This is a genomic window from Streptococcus sp. 1032 (genome assembly GCF_013277015.1).
Taxonomy (GTDB): Bacteria; Bacillota; Bacilli; order Lactobacillales; family Streptococcaceae; genus Streptococcus.
Map to the genome: position 1 here is coordinate 165,119 of NZ_VMMD01000026.1, position 19,688 is coordinate 184,806.

At 42.1% G+C, this 19,688-nt stretch carries 18 protein-coding genes, 1 pseudogene and 1 other annotated feature (1 of these 20 cut by a window edge); of the genes and pseudogenes, 18 read left to right on the forward strand and 1 reads right to left on the reverse strand.

The genetic code is table 11. From position 1 onward, the window contains the following. Window positions 1-2: 2 nt before the first annotated feature. The 15 genes and pseudogenes from HT711_RS09695 to HT711_RS09765 all read left to right on the forward strand — a co-directional run. A pseudogene (locus HT711_RS09695) lies at window positions 3-1,175 on the forward strand (MBL fold metallo-hydrolase); the annotation flags it as partial. 5 nt (window positions 1,176-1,180) lie between these two features. Then, a complete protein-coding gene (gene cbpE / locus HT711_RS09700; protein WP_173233905.1) occupies window positions 1,181-3,064 on the forward strand; it encodes a phosphorylcholine esterase CbpE in 1,884 nt (627 codons plus the stop codon). 100 nt (window positions 3,065-3,164) lie between these two features. Next, window positions 3,165-4,274: a glutamate 5-kinase gene (gene proB / locus HT711_RS09705; protein WP_240149004.1), complete on the forward strand. Its 1,110-nt coding sequence runs from the start codon at window positions 3,165-3,167 to the stop codon at window positions 4,272-4,274. Between the two features lie 9 nt (window positions 4,275-4,283). Continuing rightward, entirely contained in the window at window positions 4,284-5,546 is a 1,263-nt protein-coding gene (locus tag HT711_RS09710) for a glutamate-5-semialdehyde dehydrogenase (protein ID WP_173233909.1), read from the forward strand. 3 nt (window positions 5,547-5,549) lie between these two features. Then, on the forward strand, window positions 5,550-6,347 hold the full coding sequence (gene proC / locus HT711_RS09715; RefSeq protein WP_173233911.1) for a pyrroline-5-carboxylate reductase: 798 nt from the start codon (window positions 5,550-5,552) through the stop codon (window positions 6,345-6,347). Window positions 6,348-6,574: 227 nt separating this feature from the next. Continuing rightward, window positions 6,575-7,213 carry a dTMP kinase gene (tmk, locus tag HT711_RS09720; protein WP_173233913.1) on the forward strand — a complete coding sequence of 213 codons (639 nt, stop codon included), beginning with the start codon at window positions 6,575-6,577 and terminating at the stop codon, window positions 7,211-7,213. Continuing rightward, entirely contained in the window at window positions 7,210-8,100 is an 891-nt protein-coding gene (locus tag HT711_RS09725) for a DNA polymerase III subunit delta' (protein ID WP_173233915.1), read from the forward strand. Before tmk ends, HT711_RS09725 begins: the two co-directional genes overlap by 4 nt. A 39-nt stretch (window positions 8,101-8,139) precedes the next feature. Further along, entirely contained in the window at window positions 8,140-8,457 is a 318-nt protein-coding gene (gene yabA / locus HT711_RS09730) for a DNA replication initiation control protein YabA (protein WP_000358227.1), read from the forward strand. Between the two features lie 2 nt (window positions 8,458-8,459). Continuing rightward, window positions 8,460-9,338, forward strand: coding sequence for a 16S rRNA (cytidine(1402)-2'-O)-methyltransferase (rsmI, locus tag HT711_RS09735; RefSeq protein WP_173233917.1), 879 nt, complete (start codon window positions 8,460-8,462; stop codon window positions 9,336-9,338). A gap of 431 nt (window positions 9,339-9,769) precedes the next feature. After that, entirely contained in the window at window positions 9,770-11,104 is a 1,335-nt protein-coding gene (gene trmFO, locus HT711_RS09740; protein WP_173233920.1) for a methylenetetrahydrofolate--tRNA-(uracil(54)-C(5))-methyltransferase (FADH(2)-oxidizing) TrmFO, read from the forward strand. A gap of 83 nt (window positions 11,105-11,187) precedes the next feature. Further along, window positions 11,188-11,925 carry a UMP kinase gene (gene pyrH, locus HT711_RS09745; RefSeq protein ID WP_039704027.1) on the forward strand — a complete coding sequence of 246 codons (738 nt, stop codon included), beginning with the start codon at window positions 11,188-11,190 and terminating at the stop codon, window positions 11,923-11,925. Window positions 11,926-11,933: 8 nt separating this feature from the next. Continuing rightward, window positions 11,934-12,491 carry a ribosome recycling factor gene (gene frr, locus HT711_RS09750; protein WP_001262225.1) on the forward strand — a complete coding sequence of 186 codons (558 nt, stop codon included), beginning with the start codon at window positions 11,934-11,936 and terminating at the stop codon, window positions 12,489-12,491. A gap of 59 nt (window positions 12,492-12,550) precedes the next feature. Beyond that, window positions 12,551-13,405, forward strand: coding sequence for an RNA-binding virulence regulatory protein CvfB (cvfB, locus tag HT711_RS09755; protein WP_173233922.1), 855 nt, complete (start codon window positions 12,551-12,553; stop codon window positions 13,403-13,405). Window positions 13,406-13,413: 8 nt separating this feature from the next. Beyond that, a complete protein-coding gene (locus HT711_RS09760; RefSeq protein WP_001232089.1) occupies window positions 13,414-13,629 on the forward strand; it encodes a YozE family protein in 216 nt (71 codons plus the stop codon). Between the two features lie 84 nt (window positions 13,630-13,713). Continuing rightward, window positions 13,714-14,709: a PhoH family protein gene (locus HT711_RS09765; RefSeq protein ID WP_173233924.1), complete on the forward strand. Its 996-nt coding sequence runs from the start codon at window positions 13,714-13,716 to the stop codon at window positions 14,707-14,709. A 55-nt stretch (window positions 14,710-14,764) separates the two neighbouring features. On the opposite strand, the gene ald is transcribed toward HT711_RS09765, so the two are convergent. After that, window positions 14,765-15,877 (reverse strand): alanine dehydrogenase, encoded by a 1,113-nt coding sequence (ald, locus tag HT711_RS09770; RefSeq protein ID WP_173233927.1) that lies wholly within the window; start codon window positions 15,875-15,877, stop codon window positions 14,765-14,767. Window positions 15,878-16,048: 171 nt separating this feature from the next. Here ald and HT711_RS09775 point away from each other — a divergent pair, with 171 nt between their 5' ends. The 3 genes from HT711_RS09775 (at window position 16,049) to HT711_RS09785 (ending at window position 19,556) form a co-directional block, all read left to right on the forward strand. After that, on the forward strand, window positions 16,049-16,618 hold the full coding sequence (locus HT711_RS09775; protein ID WP_173233929.1) for a GNAT family N-acetyltransferase: 570 nt from the start codon (window positions 16,049-16,051) through the stop codon (window positions 16,616-16,618). Between the two features lie 66 nt (window positions 16,619-16,684). Continuing rightward, window positions 16,685-17,332: a helix-hairpin-helix domain-containing protein gene (locus tag HT711_RS09780; protein WP_173233931.1), complete on the forward strand. Its 648-nt coding sequence runs from the start codon at window positions 16,685-16,687 to the stop codon at window positions 17,330-17,332. Further along, a complete protein-coding gene (locus tag HT711_RS09785; RefSeq protein WP_173233933.1) occupies window positions 17,316-19,556 on the forward strand; it encodes a DNA internalization-related competence protein ComEC/Rec2 in 2,241 nt (746 codons plus the stop codon). The genes HT711_RS09780 and HT711_RS09785 overlap by 17 nt, the downstream gene beginning before the upstream one ends. Before the next feature lie 72 nt (window positions 19,557-19,628). Further along, window positions 19,629-19,688: a sequence feature (ribosomal protein L20 leader region), on the forward strand (it continues 72 nt past the right edge of the window).

Here is a 19,688-nt window from a genome sequence, read left to right on the forward strand (position 1 = left end):
GAATGAAGTGTAAAAAGAAGTCCAGTATAATTATGGTAACTGCAATCTTAATCATAATATATATATATATATATAATGGGTTAACGCTAGAAAAATATTTTGGCTTTTCCAGTAATAAAATACATTTTGTTAATGTACTGACTGCAGGAAGTGATGCTATTATTTTGGAAAGTAATGGTCATTTTGCCATGATTGATGTAGGAGAAGATTATGATTTTCCTGATGGTAGTAATCCTAAATATCCTTTGAGACCAGGAATCGGTACTTCTTATAAGCATGTAATGACAGATAGAGTATTCCGTCATTTGAAGGAATTGGGTGCCCGAAAACTTGATTTTATTTTGGTGACCCATACCCACAGTGACCATATTGGAAATATGGATGAAATATTAGATAAATACCCTGTTGATCGTATTTATATGAAAAGATATGATGATAGTCGTATAACTGATAAAAATCGTTTGTGGGATAATCTCTACGGATATGATAATGCGATTAAAGCTGCAAATCGTAATGGGGTGAAATTAATTCAAGATATATCGGCAGATGAATCTCATTTTCAGTTTGGAGACATGGATATTCAGCTCTATAATTATGAAAATGAATATGATGAGAATGGAAATCTTAAACCTGTTTGGGACGATAATTCCAATTCCTTGATTAGTGTAGTCAAAGTCAATGGCAAGAAAATTTACCTTGGGGGCGACTTAGATAATGTTCATGGAGCAGAAGACAAGTATGGTCCTCTTATTGGAAAAGTTGATTTGATGAAGTTTAATCATCATAAGGATACCGAAAAATCAAATACAAAAAACTTTATATTAAATCTATCTCCAGAAATCATAGTGCAGACAAGTGATGCTGTTCCAGGTTTTTATGATAGTCCTATTGTAGACAACCCTGAATATATAGCATGGTTAGATAGTTTAGGGATAAAGCGAATAAATGCAGCTAGTACAGAATATGATGCAACTGTTTTTGATATTAGACAAAATGGCATAGTTGATATAAGTAAACAATATAAAAAAATACCATCGTTTGTTTCGGGATGGCATCAGAAATCTAATGGCGAGTGGTGGTACCAAGCACCAGATTCTACAGGAAATTATTCTATCGGTTGGAACGAAATTGATGGAAAAAGATATTATTTTAATCAAAAAGGAATTCTAATAGAGCAATAATGAAAAAGAAATTGATTAGTTTAGCACTTGCAGGCGCTTTTTTAGGTTTGTCATGGTATGGAAATGTTCAAGCTCAAGAAAGTTCAGGAAATAAAATTCACTTTATCAATGTTCAAGAAGGTGGCAGTGATGCGATTATTCTTGAAAGCAATGGACATTTTGCCATGGTGGATACAGGAGAAGATTATGATTTCCCAGATGGAAGTGATTCTCGTTATCCATGGAGAGAAGGAATTGAAACGTCTTATAAGCATGTTCTAACAGACCGTGTCTTTCGTCGTTTGAAGGAATTGGGTGTTCAAAAACTTGATTTTATTTTGGTGACCCATACCCACAGTGATCATATTGGAAATGTTGATGAATTACTGTCTACCTATCCAGTTGACCGAGTCTATCTTAAAAAATATAGTGATAGTCGTATTACTAATTCTGAACGTCTATGGGATAATCTGTACGGTTATGATAAGGTTTTACAGACTGCTTCAGAAAAAGGTGTTTCAGTTATTCAAAACATCACACAGGAAGATGCTCATTTTCAGTTTGGGGACATGGATATTCAACTCTATAACTATGAAAATGAAACTGATTCATCAGGTGAATTAAAGAAAATTTGGGATGACAATTCCAATTCCCTGATTAGTGTAGTGAAAGTCAATGGCAAGAAAATTTACCTTGGGGGCGACTTAGATAATGTGCATGGAGCGGAAGATAAGTATGGACCTCTTATTGGAAAAGTTGATTTGATGAAGTTTAATCATCACCATGATACAAACAAATCAAATACCAAGGATTTCATTAAACATTTGAGTCCGAGTTTGATTGTTCAAACTTCGGATAGTCTACCTTGGAAAAATGGTGTTGATAGTGAGTATGTTAATTGGCTCAAAGAACGAGGAATTGAGAGGATCAACGCAGCCAGCAAAGACTATGATGCAACAGTTTTTGATATTCGAAAAGACGGTTTAGTAAACATTTCAACTTCCTACAAGCCGATTCCAAGTTTTCAAGCTGGTTGGCATAAGAGTGCATATGGGAACTGGTGGTATCAAGCACCTGATTCTACAGGAGAGTATGCTGTCGGTTGGAATGAAATCGAAGGTGAATGGTATTACTTTAACCAAACGGGTATCTTGTTACAGAATCAATGGAAAAAATGGAACAATCATTGGTTCTATTTGACAGACTCTGGTGCTTCTGCTAAAAATTGGAAGAAAATTGATGGAATCTGGTATTATTTCAACAAAGAAAATCAGATGGAAATTGGTTGGGTAAATACTGGAGGTCAGTCCTATTATTTATCAAACGATGGCTCTATGAAGACAGGTTGGCTTCAATATAAGGGGCAATGGTATTACTTTGCTCAATCAGGGGAAATGAAAACGGGTTGGGTAAAAGATAAAGAAACCTGGTACTATATGGATTCTACTGGTATCATGAAGACAGGCGAGATAGAAGTTGCTGGTCATCATTACTATCTAGAAGATTCAGGATCTATGAAGCAAGGTTGGCTTAAAAAGGCAAATGATTGGTATTTCTACAAGACAGACGGTTCACGAGCTGTTGGTTGGATCAAGGACAAGGATAAATGGTACTTCTTGAAAGAAAATGGTCAATTACTTGTGAACGGTAAGACACCAGAAGGCTATACTGTTGATTCAAGTGGAGCCTGGTTAGTGGATGTTCCGATCGAGAAATCTGCTACAATTAAAACTACAAGTCATTCAGAAATAAAAGAGTCTAAAGAAGTAGTGAAAAAAGATCTTGAAAGTAAAGAAATTAGACAGAATGAAGGTGTTACAAGCGCTTCAACTAGTCAAGATTTGACTTCTTCAACCTCAAAAAGCTCTGAGACGAGTACAAATAAATCGGAATCAGAACAGTAGTAAAAAAGAAGGTTTTAGGACCTTCTTTTTCCTATCAACTCTTTTCTATTTTCTGCTATTCATGTTATAATGGGTAAATATGAAGAATCGGAGTGAGACTATGAAATACAAACGGATTGTCTTTAAGGTGGGGACTTCTTCTCTGACAAATGAGGATGGAAGTTTATCACGTAGTAAGGTAAAGGCTATTACCCAGCAGCTGGCTATGCTGTACGAGGCTGGTCATGAATTGATTTTGGTGTCGTCGGGTGCCATTGCTGCAGGTTTTGGGGCCTTAGGATTTAAAAAGCGTCCGACTAAGATTGCTGATAAACAGGCTTCAGCAGCGGTAGGGCAAGGCCTTTTGTTGGAAGAATACACGACCAATCTTCTCTTGCGCCAAATCGTTTCTGCACAAATCTTGCTGACCCAGGATGATTTTGTGGACAAGCGCCGTTATAAAAATGCCCATCAGGCTTTGTCAGTTCTACTTAGCCGTGGAGCTATTCCTATCATCAATGAGAATGACAGTGTCGTTATTGATGAGCTCAAGGTTGGGGACAATGATACTCTAAGTGCTCAGGTAGCAGCCATGGTCCAAGCAGACCTTTTGGTTCTCTTGACAGACGTAGACGGTCTTTATACTGGAAATCCTAATTCAGACCCAAGAGCCAAACGCTTGGAGCGAATCGAGACCATCAATCGTGAGATTATTGATATGGCCGGTGGAGCCGGTTCGTCTAATGGGACAGGTGGCATGTTGACCAAAATCAAAGCTGCAACTATCGCGACGGAATCAGGAGTTCCTGTTTATATCTGCTCTTCCTTGAAGTCAGATGCCATGATTGAGGCGGCTGAGGAGACCCAGGATGGTTCCTACTTTGTTGCGCAAGAGAAGGGACTTCGTACCCAGAAACAATGGCTGGCCTTTTATGCTCAGAGTCAAGGTTCTATTTGGGTAGATAAAGGGGCTGCAGAAGCTCTCTCTCAACATGGAAAGAGTCTTCTCTTATCTGGTATCGTTGAAGCAGAAGGCGCCTTTTCTTACGGCGATATTGTGACAGTATTTGACAAGGAAAGTGGAAAATCACTTGGAAAAGGGCGTGTGCAATTTGGTGCATCTGCTTTGGAGGATATGTTGCGTTCTCAAAAAGCCAAGGGTGTCTTGATTCACCGTGATGACTGGATTTCCATTACTCCTGAAATCCAACTACTCTTTACAGAATTTTAGAGGTAAACTATGGTAAGTACACAAGAACAATTTGAACAGGTACAGGCTGTTAAAAAATCAATCAACACGGCTAGTGAAGAGGTAAAAAACCAAGCCTTGCTAGCCATGGCTGACCACTTAGTGGCTGCTACAGAGGAGATTTTAGCGGCTAATGCCCTCGATATGGCAGCGGCTAAGGGGAAAATCTCAGATGTGATGTTGGATCGTCTTTATTTGGATGCAGGACGTATAGAAGCGATGGCAAGAGGAATTCGTGAAGTGGTTGCTTTACCAGATCCAATCGGTGAAGTTTTAGAAACCAATCATCTTGAAAATGGTTTGGTTATCACCAAAAAACGTGTGGCTATGGGTGTCATCGGTATTATCTATGAAAGCCGTCCAAATGTGACGTCTGATGCGGCTGCTTTGGCTCTTAAAAGTGGAAATGCAGTTGTTCTTCGTAGTGGTAAGGACGCCTATCAAACAGCCCATGCCATTGTCACAGCCTTGAAGAAGGGCTTGGAAACGACTACTATTCACCCGGATGTGATTCAACTGGTGGAAGATACCAGCCGAGAAAGCAGCTATGCCATGATGAAGGCCAAGGGCTATCTAGACCTTCTCATTCCTCGTGGAGGGGCTGGCTTGATCAATGCCGTGGTTGAGAATGCTATCGTACCTGTTATTGAGACGGGGACTGGGATTGTCCATGTTTATGTCGATAAGGACGCAGATGACGACAAGGCACTGTCTATCATCAACAATGCCAAAACCAGTCGTCCTTCTGTCTGCAATGCCATGGAGGTTCTACTTGTTCATGAAGACAAGGCAGCAAGCTTCCTTCCTCGCTTGGAGCAAGTTCTAGTTGCAGAGCGTAAAGAAGCTGGGTTGGAACCAATTCAATTCCGCCTAGATAGCAAAGCAAGTCAGTTTGTTTCAGGTCAAGCAGCTGAAGCACAAGACTTTGACACCGAGTTTTTAGACTATGTCCTAGCTGTTAAGGTTGTGAGCAGTTTAGAAGAAGCGGTTGCCCATATTGAGGCTCACAGTACCCATCATTCGGATGCCATTGTGACGGAAAATGCTGAAGCTGCGGCTTACTTTACAGATCAAGTGGACTCTGCAGCGGTTTATGTCAATGCCTCAACTCGTTTCACCGATGGTGGCCAATTTGGTCTTGGATGCGAAATGGGAATTTCTACTCAGAAACTCCACGCGCGTGGTCCCATGGGCTTGAAGGAATTGACAAGCTACAAGTATGTGGTTACTGGTGACGGACAGATAAGGGAGTAAGAGATGAAGATTGGATTTATCGGTTTGGGGAATATGGGTGCTAGCTTGGCCAAGTCTGTCTTGCAGTCTAAGACGGGTGATGACCTTCTCCTTGCCAATCGTAGTCAAGCCAAGGTAGATGTTTTCATTGCAGACTTTGGTGGTCAGGCTTCTAGTAATGAAGAAATATTTGCAGAAGCTGATGTGATTTTTCTAGGAGTGAAGCCTGCTCAGTTCTCAGACTTGCTTTCTCAATATCAGACCATCCTTGAAAAAAGAGAAAGTCTTCTTTTGATTTCGATGGCAGCTGGATTGACTTTAGAAAAACTGGCTAGTCTTCTTCCAAGTCAACACCGAATGATTCGTATGATGCCAAATACCCCTGCTTCTATCGGACAAGGAGTCATTAGTTATGCCTTGTCCCCTAATTGCAGGGCTGAGGACAGTGAGCTCTTTTGTCAGCTGTTAGCCAAGGCTGGTCTCTTGGTTGAACTTGGAGAAGGCTTAATCGACGCGGCGACAGGTCTTGCAGGTTGTGGTCCGGCCTTTGTCTATCTCTTTATTGAGGCTTTGGCGGATGCGGGGGTTCAGACGGGATTACCACGAGAAACAGCATTGAAAATGGCAGCCCAAACTGTGGTAGGAGCTGGACAATTGGTCTTAGAAAGCCAAGAGCATCCTGGGGTCTTAAAAGACCAAGTTTGCAGCCCAGGCGGTTCGACTATCGCTGGTGTAGCAAGCCTAGAAGCGCATGCTTTTCGAGGAACGGTCATGGAGGCAGTCACTAAAGCCTACAAACGAACTAAAAAACTTGGTAAATAAGAGGTGGATTTGTCTGCCTCTTTTATGGTGGTTGATACTCTTTGAAAATCTCTTCAAACTGCGTCAGCTTCCATCTGCAACCTCAAAACAGTGTTTTTAGCAACCTGCGGCTAGCTTCCTAGTTTGCTCTTTGATTTTCATTGAGTATGAAATGAGAAGCAAAAAGATTGTCACAAACCCCTATTTTTTTGATAGAATAGAAGTAGTAAAAAAGAAATGAGTTAGACATGTCAAAAGGATTTTTAGTCTCTCTTGAGGGACCAGAGGGAGCAGGCAAGACCAGTGTTTTAGAGGCTCTGCTCCCAATTTTCGAGGAAAAAGGAGTAGAGGTGCTGACGACCCGTGAACCTGGCGGAGTCTTGATTGGGGAGAAGATTCGGGAAGTGATTCTGGATCCAAGTCATACTCAGATGGATGCGAAGACAGAGTTGCTTCTTTATATTGCTAGTCGCAGACAGCACTTGGTGGAAAAAGTTCTTCCAGCACTTGAAGCTGGCAAGTTGGTCATTATGGACCGCTTCATCGATAGTTCCGTTGCATATCAGGGATTTGGTCGTGGCTTGGATATTGACGCCATTGATTGGCTCAATCACTTTGCGACAGATGGACTCAAACCTGATTTGACACTCTATTTTGACATCGAGGTCGAAGAAGGACTGGCTCGTATTGCTGCTAATAGTGACCGCGAGGTTAATCGTTTGGATTTGGAAGGGTTGGACTTGCATAAAAAAGTTCGTAAAGGTTATCTTTCTCTCTTGGAAAAAGAAGGAAATCGTATTGTCAAGATTGATGCTAGTCTTCCATTGGAGCAGGTTGTGGAAACTACCAAGGCTGTCTTGTTTGACAGAATGGGCTTGGCCAAATGAAACAAGATCAACTAAAGGCTTGGCAACCAGCCCAGTTTGACCGCTTTGTCCGTATTCTAGAACAAAACCAGCTCAATCACGCCTATCTCTTTTCAGGTTTCTTTGGAAGCTTGGAAATGGCGCAATTTTTGGCTAAGAGCCTCTTTTGTACGGATAAAGTAGGCGTTTTACCATGTGAAAACTGCCGAAATTGTAAGCTGATTGAACAGGGAGAATTTCCTGATGTCACCTTGATTAAGCCAGTTAATCAGGTCATCAAGACAGAACGGATTCGAGAATTGGTGGGGCAGTTTTCTCAAGCAGGGATTGAAAGCCAACAACAGGTCTTTATTATCGAGCAAGCTGAGAAAATGCATCCTAACGCAGCCAATTCTCTGCTCAAGGTCATCGAAGAACCCCAGAGTGAGGTTTACATTTTCTTCTTGACCAGCGATGAGGAAAAGATCTTACCTACAATCCGAAGTCGGACGCAAATTTTTCACTTTAAAAAGCAGGAAGAGAAGCTCATCTTACTCTTAGAACAAATGGGGTTGGTTAAGAAAAAAGCGACTCTCCTAGCCCAGTTTAGTCAATCGCGAGCTGAAGCGGAAAAGTTGGCTAATCAGGCAAGTTTTTGGACCTTAGTCGATGAAAGTGAACGCCTGCTGATTTGGTTAGTGGCTAAGAAAAAAGAAAGTTATTTGCAGGTTGCTAAATTAGCGAACTTGGCAGATGACAAGGAAAAACAAGATCAGGTTTTACGGATTCTTGAAGTCCTCTGTGGGCAGAACCTCCTGCAAGCAAGAGTAAGAGTGATTCTACAAGATTTGCTAGAAGCCAGAAAAATGTGGCAATCCAATGTCAGCTTTCAAAATGCCATGGAATATCTGGTCTTGAAAGAAATATGAACTCAAAAATGAACGATAAAGAAAGGAAAGGGCTGTTTTATGGACAAAAAAGAATTATTTGACGCGCTGGATGATTTTTCCCAACAGTTATTGGTAACCTTGGCCGATGTGGAAGCTATCAAGAAAAATCTCAAGAGCCTGGTAGAGGAAAATACAGCTCTTCGCTTGGAAAATAGTAAGTTGCGCGAACGTTTGGGTGAGGTGGAAGCAGATGCTCCTGTCAAGGCCAAACATGTTCGCGAAAGTGTCCGTCGAATTTATAAAGATGGTTTTCACGTATGTAATGATTTTTATGGACAACGTCGAGAGCAGGACGAGGAATGTATGTTCTGTGACGAGTTGTTATACAGGGAGTAAGCATGCAGATTCAAAAAAGTTTTAAGGGGCAGTCTCCCTACGGCAAGCTGTACCTAGTGGCAACGCCGATTGGCAATTTAGATGATATGACCTTTCGAGCTATTCAGACCTTGAAAGAAGTTGACTGGATTGCGGCTGAGGACACGCGCAATACAGGTCTATTGCTCAAGCATTTTGACATTTCTACCAAGCAAATCAGTTTTCATGAGCACAATGCCAAGGAAAAGATTCCTGATTTGATTGGTTTCCTGAAAGCAGGACAAAGTATTGCTCAGGTATCCGATGCGGGTCTGCCTAGTATCTCGGACCCTGGTCATGATTTGGTCAAGGCAGCTATTGAGGAAGAAATTGCAGTTGTCACAGTTCCAGGTGCCTCTGCAGGAATTTCTGCCTTGATTGCCAGTGGTTTAGCGCCACAGCCACATATCTTTTATGGTTTTTTACCGAGAAAATCAGGCCAGCAAAAGCAATTTTTCGACTCGAAAAAAGACTATCCAGAAACACAGATTTTCTATGAATCGCCCCATCGTGTAGCAGATACTTTGGAACATATGCTAGAAGTCTATGGTGACCGCTCGGTCGTCTTGGTTAGGGAATTGACCAAAATCTATGAAGAATACCAACGAGGAAAGATCTCTGAATTGCTGGAAAGCATAGCTGAAACGTCACTCAAGGGCGAATGCCTTCTCATCGTTGAAGGTGCCAGTCAGGATGTGGAGGAAAAAGACGAGGAGGACTTGTTCTTAGAAATCCAAGCCCGTATCCAGCAAGGCATGAAGAAAAATCAAGCTATCAAGGAAGTCGCTAAGATTTACCAGTGGAATAAAAGCCAGCTCTACGCTGCCTATCACGATTGGGAAGAAAATCAAGAAAATGACTAAACAGGGAAGTTTGCCTTCTTCCCTTTTTTTGTTATACTAGTAGAAGAAAAAATTAGAAAGATTTGTGGGAGTGAAAAAGTCTGGGGGACTTTTTCAGCCTGAGCCAAGAAACTCGAAAGCGAAGTAAGTCCTGTGGACTTTTTCAGCCTGAGCCAAGAAACTCGAAAGCGAAGTAAGTCCTGTGGACTTTTTCAGCCTGAGCCAAGAAACTCGAAAGCGAAGTAAGTCCTGTGGACTTTTTCAGCCTGAGCCAGGAAATTCGAAATCGAAGTAAGTCCTGTGGACTTTTTCAGCCTGAGCCAAGAAATTCGAAATCGAAGTAAGTCCTGTGGACTTTTTCAGCCTGAGCCAAGAAATTCGAAAACTCTTAAGTTTGATTGGCTTTTTCAATGTGAACCTTGTCTTCACACTCCCAAAGAGGTATTAGTGTCGTGTCTCAATCTTATATCAATGTTATCGGTGCTGGTTTGGCAGGTTCTGAAGCAGCCTACCAAATCGCAGAACGTGGTATTCCAGTTAAACTTTATGAAATGCGTGGTGTCAAGTCAACACCTCAACACAAAACAAACAATTTTGCTGAGTTGGTTTGTTCCAATTCTCTTCGTGGGGATGCTTTGACAAATGCCGTTGGGCTCCTCAAGGAAGAAATGCGTCGCTTGGGTTCAGTTATCTTGGAATCTGCTGAAGCAACCCGTGTTCCTGCAGGAGGTGCACTTGCGGTGGACCGTGATGGTTTCTCTCAAATGGTGACCGAAAAAGTTGCCAACCATCCCTTGATTGAAGTGGTTCGTGATGAAATTACAGAATTGCCGACAGATGTTATCACAGTTGTCGCTACTGGTCCTTTGACCAGCGATGCTCTGGCTGAAAAGATTCATGCTCTCAATGACGGCGATGGTTTCTATTTCTACGATGCGGCAGCGCCTATTATCGACGTCAACACTATCGATATGAGCAAGGTCTATCTAAAATCTCGGTATGATAAGGGAGAAGCGGCCTATCTCAATGCGCCCATGACCAAGCAAGAATTTATGGATTTCCATGAAGCTTTGGTCAATGCGGAAGAAGCACCGCTTAATTCCTTTGAAAAAGAAAAGTACTTTGAAGGATGTATGCCTATCGAAGTCATGGCCAAACGAGGCATTAAAACTATGCTTTATGGTCCTATGAAACCAGTGGGGCTTGAGTATCCAGATGACTACACAGGCCCTCGTGATGGAGAATTCAAAACACCTTATGCGGTGGTTCAGCTTCGTCAGGACAATGCGGCTGGTAGCCTCTACAATATCGTCGGTTTCCAGACCCACCTCAAATGGGGAGAACAAAAACGTGTCTTCCAAATGATTCCAGGTCTTGAAAATGCCGAGTTTGTTCGTTATGGGGTCATGCACCGCAATTCTTATATGGATTCACCAAATCTTCTGGAGCAGACTTACCGTTCTAAAAAACAATCAAATCTCTTCTTTGCTGGTCAGATGACGGGTGTGGAAGGTTATGTTGAGTCCGCAGCGTCAGGATTAGTTGCAGGTATTAACGCGGCTCGTCTTTTCAAGGGAGAAAGCGAGGCTATTTTCCCAGAAACAACAGCGATTGGAAGCTTAGCTCATTACATCACCCATGCGGACAGCAAACATTTCCAACCAATGAATGTCAACTTTGGAATCATCAAGGAGTTGGAAGGCGAGCGTATTCGTGATAAGAAGGCTCGTTATGAAAAAATTGCAGAGCGTGCCCTCAGCGATTTAGAGGAATTTTTAACTGTCTAATTTTTTTGAAAGAATTGCTCATGATACTATAAAAATCTTAGAAATTATGATAAAATAGGTAGGATAAAAAAAGGAGAGTGAAAATGGCGAATCCCAAGTATAAACGTATTTTAATCAAGTTATCAGGTGAAGCCCTTGCCGGTGAACGTGGCGTAGGGATCGATATCCAAACAGTTCAAACAATCGCAAGAGAGATTCAAGAAGTTCATAGCTTAGGTATCGAAATTGCCCTTGTTATCGGTGGAGGAAATCTCTGGCGTGGAGAACCTGCTGCAGAAGCAGGAATGGACCGCGTTCAGGCAGATTACACAGGAATGCTTGGGACTGTTATGAATGCTCTTGTGATGGCAGATTCATTGCAACAAGTTGGGGTTGATACGCGTGTGCAAACAGCCATTGCAATGCAACAAGTGGCAGAGCCTTACGTACGTGGACGTGCCCTTCGTCACCTTGAAAAAGGCCGTATCGTTATCTTTGGTGCCGGAATTGGTTCACCTTACTTCTCAACAGATACAACAGCGGCCCTTCGTGCGGCTGAAATCGAAGCGGATGCCATCCTTATGGCTAAAAATGGTGTCGACGGTGTTTACAATGCCGATCCTAAGAAAGACAAGACAGCCGTTAAATTTGAAGAATTGACCCACCGTGACGTCATCAATAAAGGTCTCCGTATCATGGACTCAACAGCTTCAACTCTCTCAATGGATAACGACATTGACTTGGTTGTCTTTAACATGAACCAACCAGGCAACATCAAACGTGTCGTATTTGGTGAAAATATCGGAACAACAGTTTCAAATAATATCGAAGAAAAGGAATAAGAAAGAATATGGCTAACGCAATTATTGAAAAAGCTAAAGAGAGAATGACCCAGTCTCACCAATCACTTGCTCGTGAATTTGGTGGTATCCGTGCTGGCCGTGCCAATGCAAGCTTGCTGGACCGTGTACATGTAGAATACTATGGAGTAGAAACTCCTCTTAACCAAATCGCTTCAATTACGATTCCAGAAGCGCGTGTTTTGTTGGTAACACCATTTGACAAGTCTTCATTGAAAGACATCGAACGTGCCTTGAATGCTTCTGATCTTGGTATCACACCAGCTAACGACGGTTCTGTTATTCGTTTGGTTATCCCTGCTCTTACAGAAGAAACTCGTCGTGACCTTGCTAAAGAAGTGAAGAAAGTCGGTGAAAATGCTAAAGTGGCTGTCCGCAATATCCGTCGCGATGCTATGGACGAAGCTAAGAAACAAGAAAAAGCAAAAGAAATCACTGAAGACGAATTGAAGACTCTTGAAAAAGACATTCAAAAAGTAACAGACGATGCTGTTAAACACATCGACGACATGACTGCCAACAAAGAGAAAGAACTCTTGGAAGTCTAAAAATAAACAGAAAAACTCAGTTGGCATTGCTGGCTGAGTTTTATTCGAAAGAAGGAAATATGAATACAAATCTTGCAAGTTTTATCGTTGGATTGATCATCGATGAAAACGACCGTTTTTACTTTGTGCAAAAGGATGGTCAAACCTATGCTCTTGCTAAGGGAGAAGGTCAACATACAGTAGGGGATACGGTTAAAGGTTTTGCCTACACGGATATGAAGCAAAAACTCCGCCTGACAACCTTAGAAGTGACTGCCACTCAGGACCAATTTGGTTGGGGAACTGTAACGGAAGTTCGTAAAGACTTGGGTGTCTTTGTGGATACAGGTCTTCCTGACAAGGAAATCGTTGTGTCACTCGATATTCTCCCTGAGCTCAAGGAACTCTGGCCTAAGAAGGGCGACCAACTCTACATCCGTCTTGAGGTGGACAAGAAAGACCGTATCTGGGGACTCTTGGCCTATCAAGAAGACTTTCAACGTCTGGCTCGTCCTGCCTACAACAACATGCAGAACCAAAACTGGCCAGCCATTGTTTACCGTCTCAAGTTATCAGGAACTTTTGTTTACCTGCCAGAAAACAACATGCTTGGCTTTATCCATCCTAGCGAGCGTTACGCAGAGCCACGTTTGGGGCAAGTGTTGGATGCGCGCGTTATTGGTTTCCGTGAAGTGGACCGTACCTTGAACCTCTCCCTCAAACCACGTTCTTTTGAAATGTTGGAAAATGATGCTCAGATGATTTTGACCTATTTGGAAAGCAATGGTGGTTTCATGACCTTAAATGATAAGTCATCTCCAGACGACATCAAGGCAACCTTTGGCATTTCTAAAGGTCAGTTCAAGAAAGCTTTAGGTGGTCTTATGAAGGCTGGTAAAATCAAGCAAGACCAGTTTGGGACAGAGTTGATCTAGGGTGACTTATGAGAAAATCATTTTACACTTGGCTCATGACCGAGCGCAATCCTAAAAGTAACAGTCCCAAAGCTATCTTGGCAGACCTAGCTTTTGAAGAGTCATCTTTCCCAAAACACACAGATGATTTTGATGAGGTGAGTCGCTTTTTGGAAGAACATGCCAGTTTTTCTTTCAACCTAGGAGACTTTGACGCTATCTGGCAAGAATACTTAGAACACTAGCATGATTCATTGGGTTTGGGCTAGTAATTTCTCCACCCCTTTGCTATAATAAAAAGAAATAAAAGGATTAGAGAGGTTCTTTATTTGAAGGAACATTCAATAGACATTCAACTGAGTCATCCAGATGACCTGTTTCATCTTTTTGGTTCCAATGAACGCCATCTTCGTTTGATGGAAGAAGAGCTTGATGTGGTAATTCATGCTCGTACGGAGATTGTCCAGGTTTTGGGAGAAGAGACTGCCTGTGAGGAAGCCCGTCAAGTTATTCAGGCTTTGATGGTCTTGGTAAATCGTGGGATGACCGTTGGTACACCAGATGTGGTCACTGCGATTAGTATGGTCAAAAACGATGAAATCGACAAGTTTGTCGCCCTTTACGAAGAAGAAATCATCAAGGATAATACTGGTAAACCTATTCGTGTCAAAACCCTAGGGCAAAAACTTTATGTGGGCAGTGTTAAACAGCATGATGTGACCTTTGGAATTGGGCCAGCAGGTACAGGGAAGACCTTCCTTGCAGTGACATTGGCAGTGACTGCCCTTAAACGTGGGCAGGTCAAGCGGATTATCTTGACACGTCCAGCGGTGGAAGCAGGAGAGAGTCTAGGTTTTCTTCCGGGTGATCTCAAGGAGAAGGTAGATCCTTACCTTAGACCTGTTTATGATGCCTTGTATCAGATTTTGGGGAAAGACCAAACGACTCGTCTTATGGAGCGTGAAATTATCGAGATTGCACCCCTTGCTTACATGCGTGGAAGGACCTTGGATGATGCCTTTGTCATTCTCGATGAGGCGCAAAATACGACCATCATGCAGATGAAGATGTTTTTGACTCGTTTAGGCTTTAATTCTAAGATGATTGTCAATGGAGATATCAGTCAGATTGACCTTCCGCGTAACGTCAAGTCTGGTCTGATTGATGCTCAAGAAAAACTCAAGAACATCCATCAGATTGACTTTGTTCATTTTTCAGCTAAGGATGTGGTTCGCCATCCTGTTGTCGCTCAGATTATCCGAGCTTATGAACCAGCTCCAATTAAAAATGAAGAGAATGAAGAAGTCCAAGAAGAAACAGAATAGCAAAAAAGAGCAGTTCGGTTGGACTTGCTCTTTCTTTTATCTGATAATTAGATTTTTATACTAGTTCATCAATTGGAGTATGTTTTTTATTGAGGCCTTGGGCTACTGGAAGACTGGTTAAGTAACCTTGATAAGTGGTAACACCTTGGCGCAAGCCCTCATCTTCAGCAATTGCTTGCATAAATCCTTTTCCTGCCAAAGCTTCGATATAAGGAAGAGTGACATTGGTTAGTGCGATAGTTGAAGTACGAGCAACCGCACCAGGGATGTTGGCAACTGCATAGTGGAGTACACCGTGTTTTTCATATACAGGCTCATCGTGCGTTGTCACACGGTCAGCTGTCTCGATAACGCCACCTTGGTCAACGGCAACGTCCACAATGACTGAACCTGGGCGCATTTGCTTGACCATCTCATCTGTTACCAATTTTGGTGCTTTGGCACCTGGGATGAGAACCGCTCCGATCACCACATCTGCATCTCTCACACTGGCTTCAATGTTAAATGAATTGGACATAAGTGTTTGGATTTGATGGCCAAAGACCTCCTCTAAAACGGAGAGACGTTTAGCACTGATATCAAGGATTGTTACTTGAGCACCAAGACCAAGAGCAATTCGAGCAGCATGGGTCCCTACGACACCGCCACCGATGATGGTTACTTTCCCTTTAGGTACACCCGGTACACCACCTAGTAGGACGCCAGAACCTCCTGCTTGCTTAGTTAGGAAATGAGCACCGATTTGGACTGCCATACGGCCTGCAACCTCACTCATAGGTACGAGGAGTGGTAATTGACCTTGGGAATCACGGACAGTTTCATAGGCAATCCCAGTTGTTTTTGATTCCAACATAGCATCTGCTAATTCTGGAGCAGCGGCCATGTGCAAGTAGGTGAAGAGAAGCAGGTCGTCACGTAAGTAACCATATTCAGAGGCTAATGGTTCTTTTACTTTCACTACCAACTCTGCAGCCCAAGCTTCACTAGCAGTAGCGACAATTTCAGCTCCTTGCTTTTGATAGTCAGCATCAGTAAAGCCAGAACCGAGACCAGCATTTGTTTCGATAAGGACGCGATGACCACGACCGACTAAACTGTGGACACCAGCAGGTGTGAGGGCAACACGGTTTTCATTATTTTTAATTTCTTTTGGAATTCCGATTAACATAGAGAAAAACTCACTTTCTATTGACGGGTTGTAAATGATTTATCACAATTATCTATAAAATAAGGTGATGATTTTATTCTATATGAAACCGCTTTAAAAAGCAAGAAAAATTTGTTGTAACTTATTTTTTATGCTAGACTGGTAGAAAATATTTTTAAATGGAGGAGAAGTATGGAATCAATCTTTTTAAAACTAGCTCAGTATCCAATAGTCGAGACTGAGCGTTTATTGCTTAGACCTGTAACCTTGGATGATGCGGAAGCAATGTTTGACTATGCCTCGGACAGAGAAAATACGCGTTACACTTTTCCAACCAATCAAAGCTTGGAAGAAACTAAGAATAACATTGGTCAGTTCTACTTGGCCAATCCCTTGGGACGCTGGGGAATAGAACTAAAAAGCAATGGCAAATTTATCGGAACAATTGATTTGCACAAGATTGATCCTGTTCTTAAGAAGGCAGCTATTGGTTACATTATCAATAAAAAATATTGGAATCAAGGATTGACGACAGAAGCCAATCGTGCTGTGATTGAGCTAGCTTTTGAGAAGATTGGAATGAACAAGTTGACCGCCCTTCACGATAAGGACAATCCCGCGTCAGGAAAGGTCATGGAGAAATCAGGAATGCGTTTTTCACATGAAGAACCATATGCTTGTATGGACCAGCATGAAGAAGGCCGAATTGTTACAAGAGTTCATTATGTCTTGATCAAGGAAGACTATTTTGCAAATAAATAAGCAGTTGAAAAGAAATTTTCGACTGTTTTTTCTTTCTCTTACGAATAATCTAAGAGAGGAGAAAATATGGAAGCAATTATCGAGAAAATTAAAGAGTATAAAATCATTGTCATCTGTACTGGTCTGGGCTTGCTTGTAGGAGGATTTTTCCTGCTAAAGCCAACTCCACAAACACCTGTAAAAGAAACGAATTTGCAGGCAGAAGTTGCAACTGTTTCCAAGGATTCATCGACCGAAAAGGAAGTGAAGGAAGAAAAGGAAGAACCCCTTGAACAAGATCTAATCACAGTAGATGTCAAAGGCGCTGTTAAAGCACCTGGAATTTATGATTTGCCGGTAGGTAGTCGGGTCAATGATGCTGTTCAAAAGGCGGGTGGCTTGACAGAGCAAGCAGACAGCAAGGGGCTCAATCTAGCTCAGAAAGTTAGTGATGAGGCTCTGGTTTACGTCCCAACTAAGGGAGAAGAATTAGCTAGTCAGCAGGCAGGTTCTGGGACAGCTTCTTCGACGAGCAAGGAAAAGAAGGTCAATCTCAACAAGGCCAGTCTGGAAGAACTCAAGCAGGTCAAGGGACTGGGAGGAAAACGAGCTCAGGACATTATCGACCATCGTGAAACAAATGGGAAATTCAAGTCGGTTGATGAACTCAAGAAAGTCTCTGGAATTGGTGCTAAAACGATAGAAAAGCTAAAAGACTATGTTACAGTGGATTAAGAATTTCCCCCTTCCCCTAATCTATCTGAGTTTTCTGTTACTTTGGCTTTACTACGCCATTTTCTCAGCATCCTATCTTGCTTTGTTGGGCTTCGTTTTTCTGCTCGTCTGTCTCTTTATTCAATTTCCTTGGAAATCTGCTAGCAAAGTTTTAGTGATTTGTGGAATCTTTGGCTTCTGGTTTCTGTTTCAAAATTGGCAACAGAGTCAAGCGAGTCAAAATTTGGCGGATTCTGTTGAAAGCGTACGGATTTTACCAGATACCATCAAAGTTAATGGTGATAGTCTATCCTTTCGTGGCAAGGCTGATGGACGCATTTTTCAAGTTTATTTTAAACTCCAGTCCGAGGAGGAGAAAGAACAATTTCAAGCCTTAACAGCCCTTCATGATTTGGAACTTGAAGGAAAACTATCAGAGCCAGAAGGGCAGAGGAATTTTGGTGGCTTTGACTACCAAGCCTATCTGAAGACTCAGGGAATTTACCAGACACTCAATATCAAAAAAATCCAGTCACTTCAAAAGGTTGGCAGTTGGGATGCAGGTGAAAACCTGTCCAGTTTACGCCGTAAGGCTGTGGTTTGGATTAAGACGCACTTTCCAGACCCTATACGCAATTACATGACGGGGCTCTTGTTAGGGCATCTGGACACAGATTTTGAGGAGATGAATGAGCTTTATTCTAGTTTAGGAATTATCCACCTCTTTGCCTTGTCGGGTATGCAGGTAGGCTTTTTCATGGATGGATTTAAGAAACTTCTCTTGCGATTGGGCTTGACCCAAGAAAAGTTGAAATGGCTGACCTATCCCTTTTCCCTTCTCTATGCTGGTCTGACAGGATTTTCAGCATCAGTCATTCGCAGTCTCTTGCAAAAGTTACTGGCTCAACATGGTGTTAAGGGCTTGGATAATTTTGCCTTGACGGTTCTTGTCCTCTTTATCATCATGCCCACCTTTTTCCTGACAGCAGGAGGAGTCTTGTCTTGCGCTTATGCTTTTATATTGACCATGACCGGCAAAGAAGGGGAGGGACTCAAGGCTGTTGCCAGAGAAAGTCTGGTTATTTCTTTGGGAATATTACCCATTCTATCCTTTTATTTTGCGGAATTTCAGCCTTGGTCCATCCTTTTGACCTTTGTCTTTTCCTTTCTATTTGACTTGGTCTTCTTACCGCTCTTGTCTGTCTTATTTGCCCTTTCCTTTCTCTATCCAGTCATTCAGCTGAATTTTATTTTTGAATGGTTGGAGGGAATGATTCGCTTGGTCTCGCAGCTGGCAAGTAGACCTCTGGTCTTTGGACAACTCAATGCGTGGCTTTTAATTTTATTGTTAATTTCCTTGGCTTTAGTCTATGATTTGAGGAAAAACATTAAAAGGCTAATAGTATTGAGCTTATTGATTATAGGTCTCTTTTTCTTGACCAAGCATCCACTGGAAAATGAAATCACCATGCTGGATGTGGGGCAAGGTGAAAGTATTTTCTTACGGGATGTAACTGGGAAAACCATTCTCATAGATGTCGGTGGCAAGGCAGAATCTGATAAGAAAATCGAAAAATGGCAAGAAAAGGCGACGACCAGCAATGCTCAGCGAAGCTTGATACCCTATCTTAAAAGTCGTGGAGTGGCCAAGATTGACCAGCTGATTTTAACCAACACAGACAAGGAGCATGCTGGAGATTTGTTAGAGGTGACCAAAGCTTTCCATGTAGGCGAAATTTTAGTGTCAAAAGGCAGTCTGAAACAGAAGGAATTTGTGGCAGAACTACAAGCGACCCAAACAAAAGTTAGAAGTATAACAGCAGGAGAGAACTTGCCAATTTTTGGAAGTCAGTTAGAAGTCCTATCTCCAAGGAAAATTGGAGACGGAGGTCATGAAGATTCCCTGGTTTTGTATGGAAAACTCTTGGATAAAAAGTTTCTTTTCACAGGAAATTTGGAGGAGAAAGGAGAGAAGGACTTGCTGAAGCATTATCCTGACCTAGAGGTGGATGTTTTGAAAGCTAGCCAACATGGCTCTAAAAACTCATCAAGTTCAGCCTTTTTAGAACAGTTCAAACCAGAGATGACTCTCATTTCAGTTGGAAAGAATAATCGAACGAAACTACCCCATCAGGAAACCTTGACCCGACTGGAAACTATCAATAGCAAAGTATATCGAACTGACCAGCAAGGAGCTATACGCTTTAAGGGGGGGAATAGTTGGAAGATTGAAACGGTCGGTTAACAAACACAAACTTTTCAAAAAATTAACTTTTTATCTTGACAAGAGCTAGAAAACTTGGTATCATATAAAAGTTGAGAAAAGCAGAAGTGAGAGCTTCTCGCCTTGTGACATTAAGTTGCCTGGCCCTACGGA

Coding starts and splice junctions, on each gene's coding strand:
- ald (WP_173233927.1), bottom strand. CDS start 15,877: ATGTTAATCGGAATTCCAAAAGAAATTAAAAATAATGAAAACCGTGTT.
- proC (WP_173233911.1), top strand. CDS start 5,550: ATGAAGATTGGATTTATCGGTTTGGGGAATATGGGTGCTAGCTTGGCC.
- HT711_RS09760 (WP_001232089.1), top strand. CDS start 13,414: ATGAGAAAATCATTTTACACTTGGCTCATGACCGAGCGCAATCCTAAA.
- frr (WP_001262225.1), top strand. CDS start 11,934: ATGGCTAACGCAATTATTGAAAAAGCTAAAGAGAGAATGACCCAGTCT.
- proB (WP_240149004.1), top strand. CDS start 3,165: ATGAAATACAAACGGATTGTCTTTAAGGTGGGGACTTCTTCTCTGACA.
- cbpE (WP_173233905.1), top strand. CDS start 1,181: ATGAAAAAGAAATTGATTAGTTTAGCACTTGCAGGCGCTTTTTTAGGT.
- HT711_RS09785 (WP_173233933.1), top strand. CDS start 17,316: ATGTTACAGTGGATTAAGAATTTCCCCCTTCCCCTAATCTATCTGAGT.
- cvfB (WP_173233922.1), top strand. CDS start 12,551: ATGAATACAAATCTTGCAAGTTTTATCGTTGGATTGATCATCGATGAA.
- rsmI (WP_173233917.1), top strand. CDS start 8,460: ATGCAGATTCAAAAAAGTTTTAAGGGGCAGTCTCCCTACGGCAAGCTG.
- HT711_RS09710 (WP_173233909.1), top strand. CDS start 4,284: ATGGTAAGTACACAAGAACAATTTGAACAGGTACAGGCTGTTAAAAAA.
- HT711_RS09780 (WP_173233931.1), top strand. CDS start 16,685: ATGGAAGCAATTATCGAGAAAATTAAAGAGTATAAAATCATTGTCATC.
- pyrH (WP_039704027.1), top strand. CDS start 11,188: ATGGCGAATCCCAAGTATAAACGTATTTTAATCAAGTTATCAGGTGAA.
- HT711_RS09725 (WP_173233915.1), top strand. CDS start 7,210: ATGAAACAAGATCAACTAAAGGCTTGGCAACCAGCCCAGTTTGACCGC.
- tmk (WP_173233913.1), top strand. CDS start 6,575: ATGTCAAAAGGATTTTTAGTCTCTCTTGAGGGACCAGAGGGAGCAGGC.
- yabA (WP_000358227.1), top strand. CDS start 8,140: ATGGACAAAAAAGAATTATTTGACGCGCTGGATGATTTTTCCCAACAG.
- HT711_RS09775 (WP_173233929.1), top strand. CDS start 16,049: ATGGAATCAATCTTTTTAAAACTAGCTCAGTATCCAATAGTCGAGACT.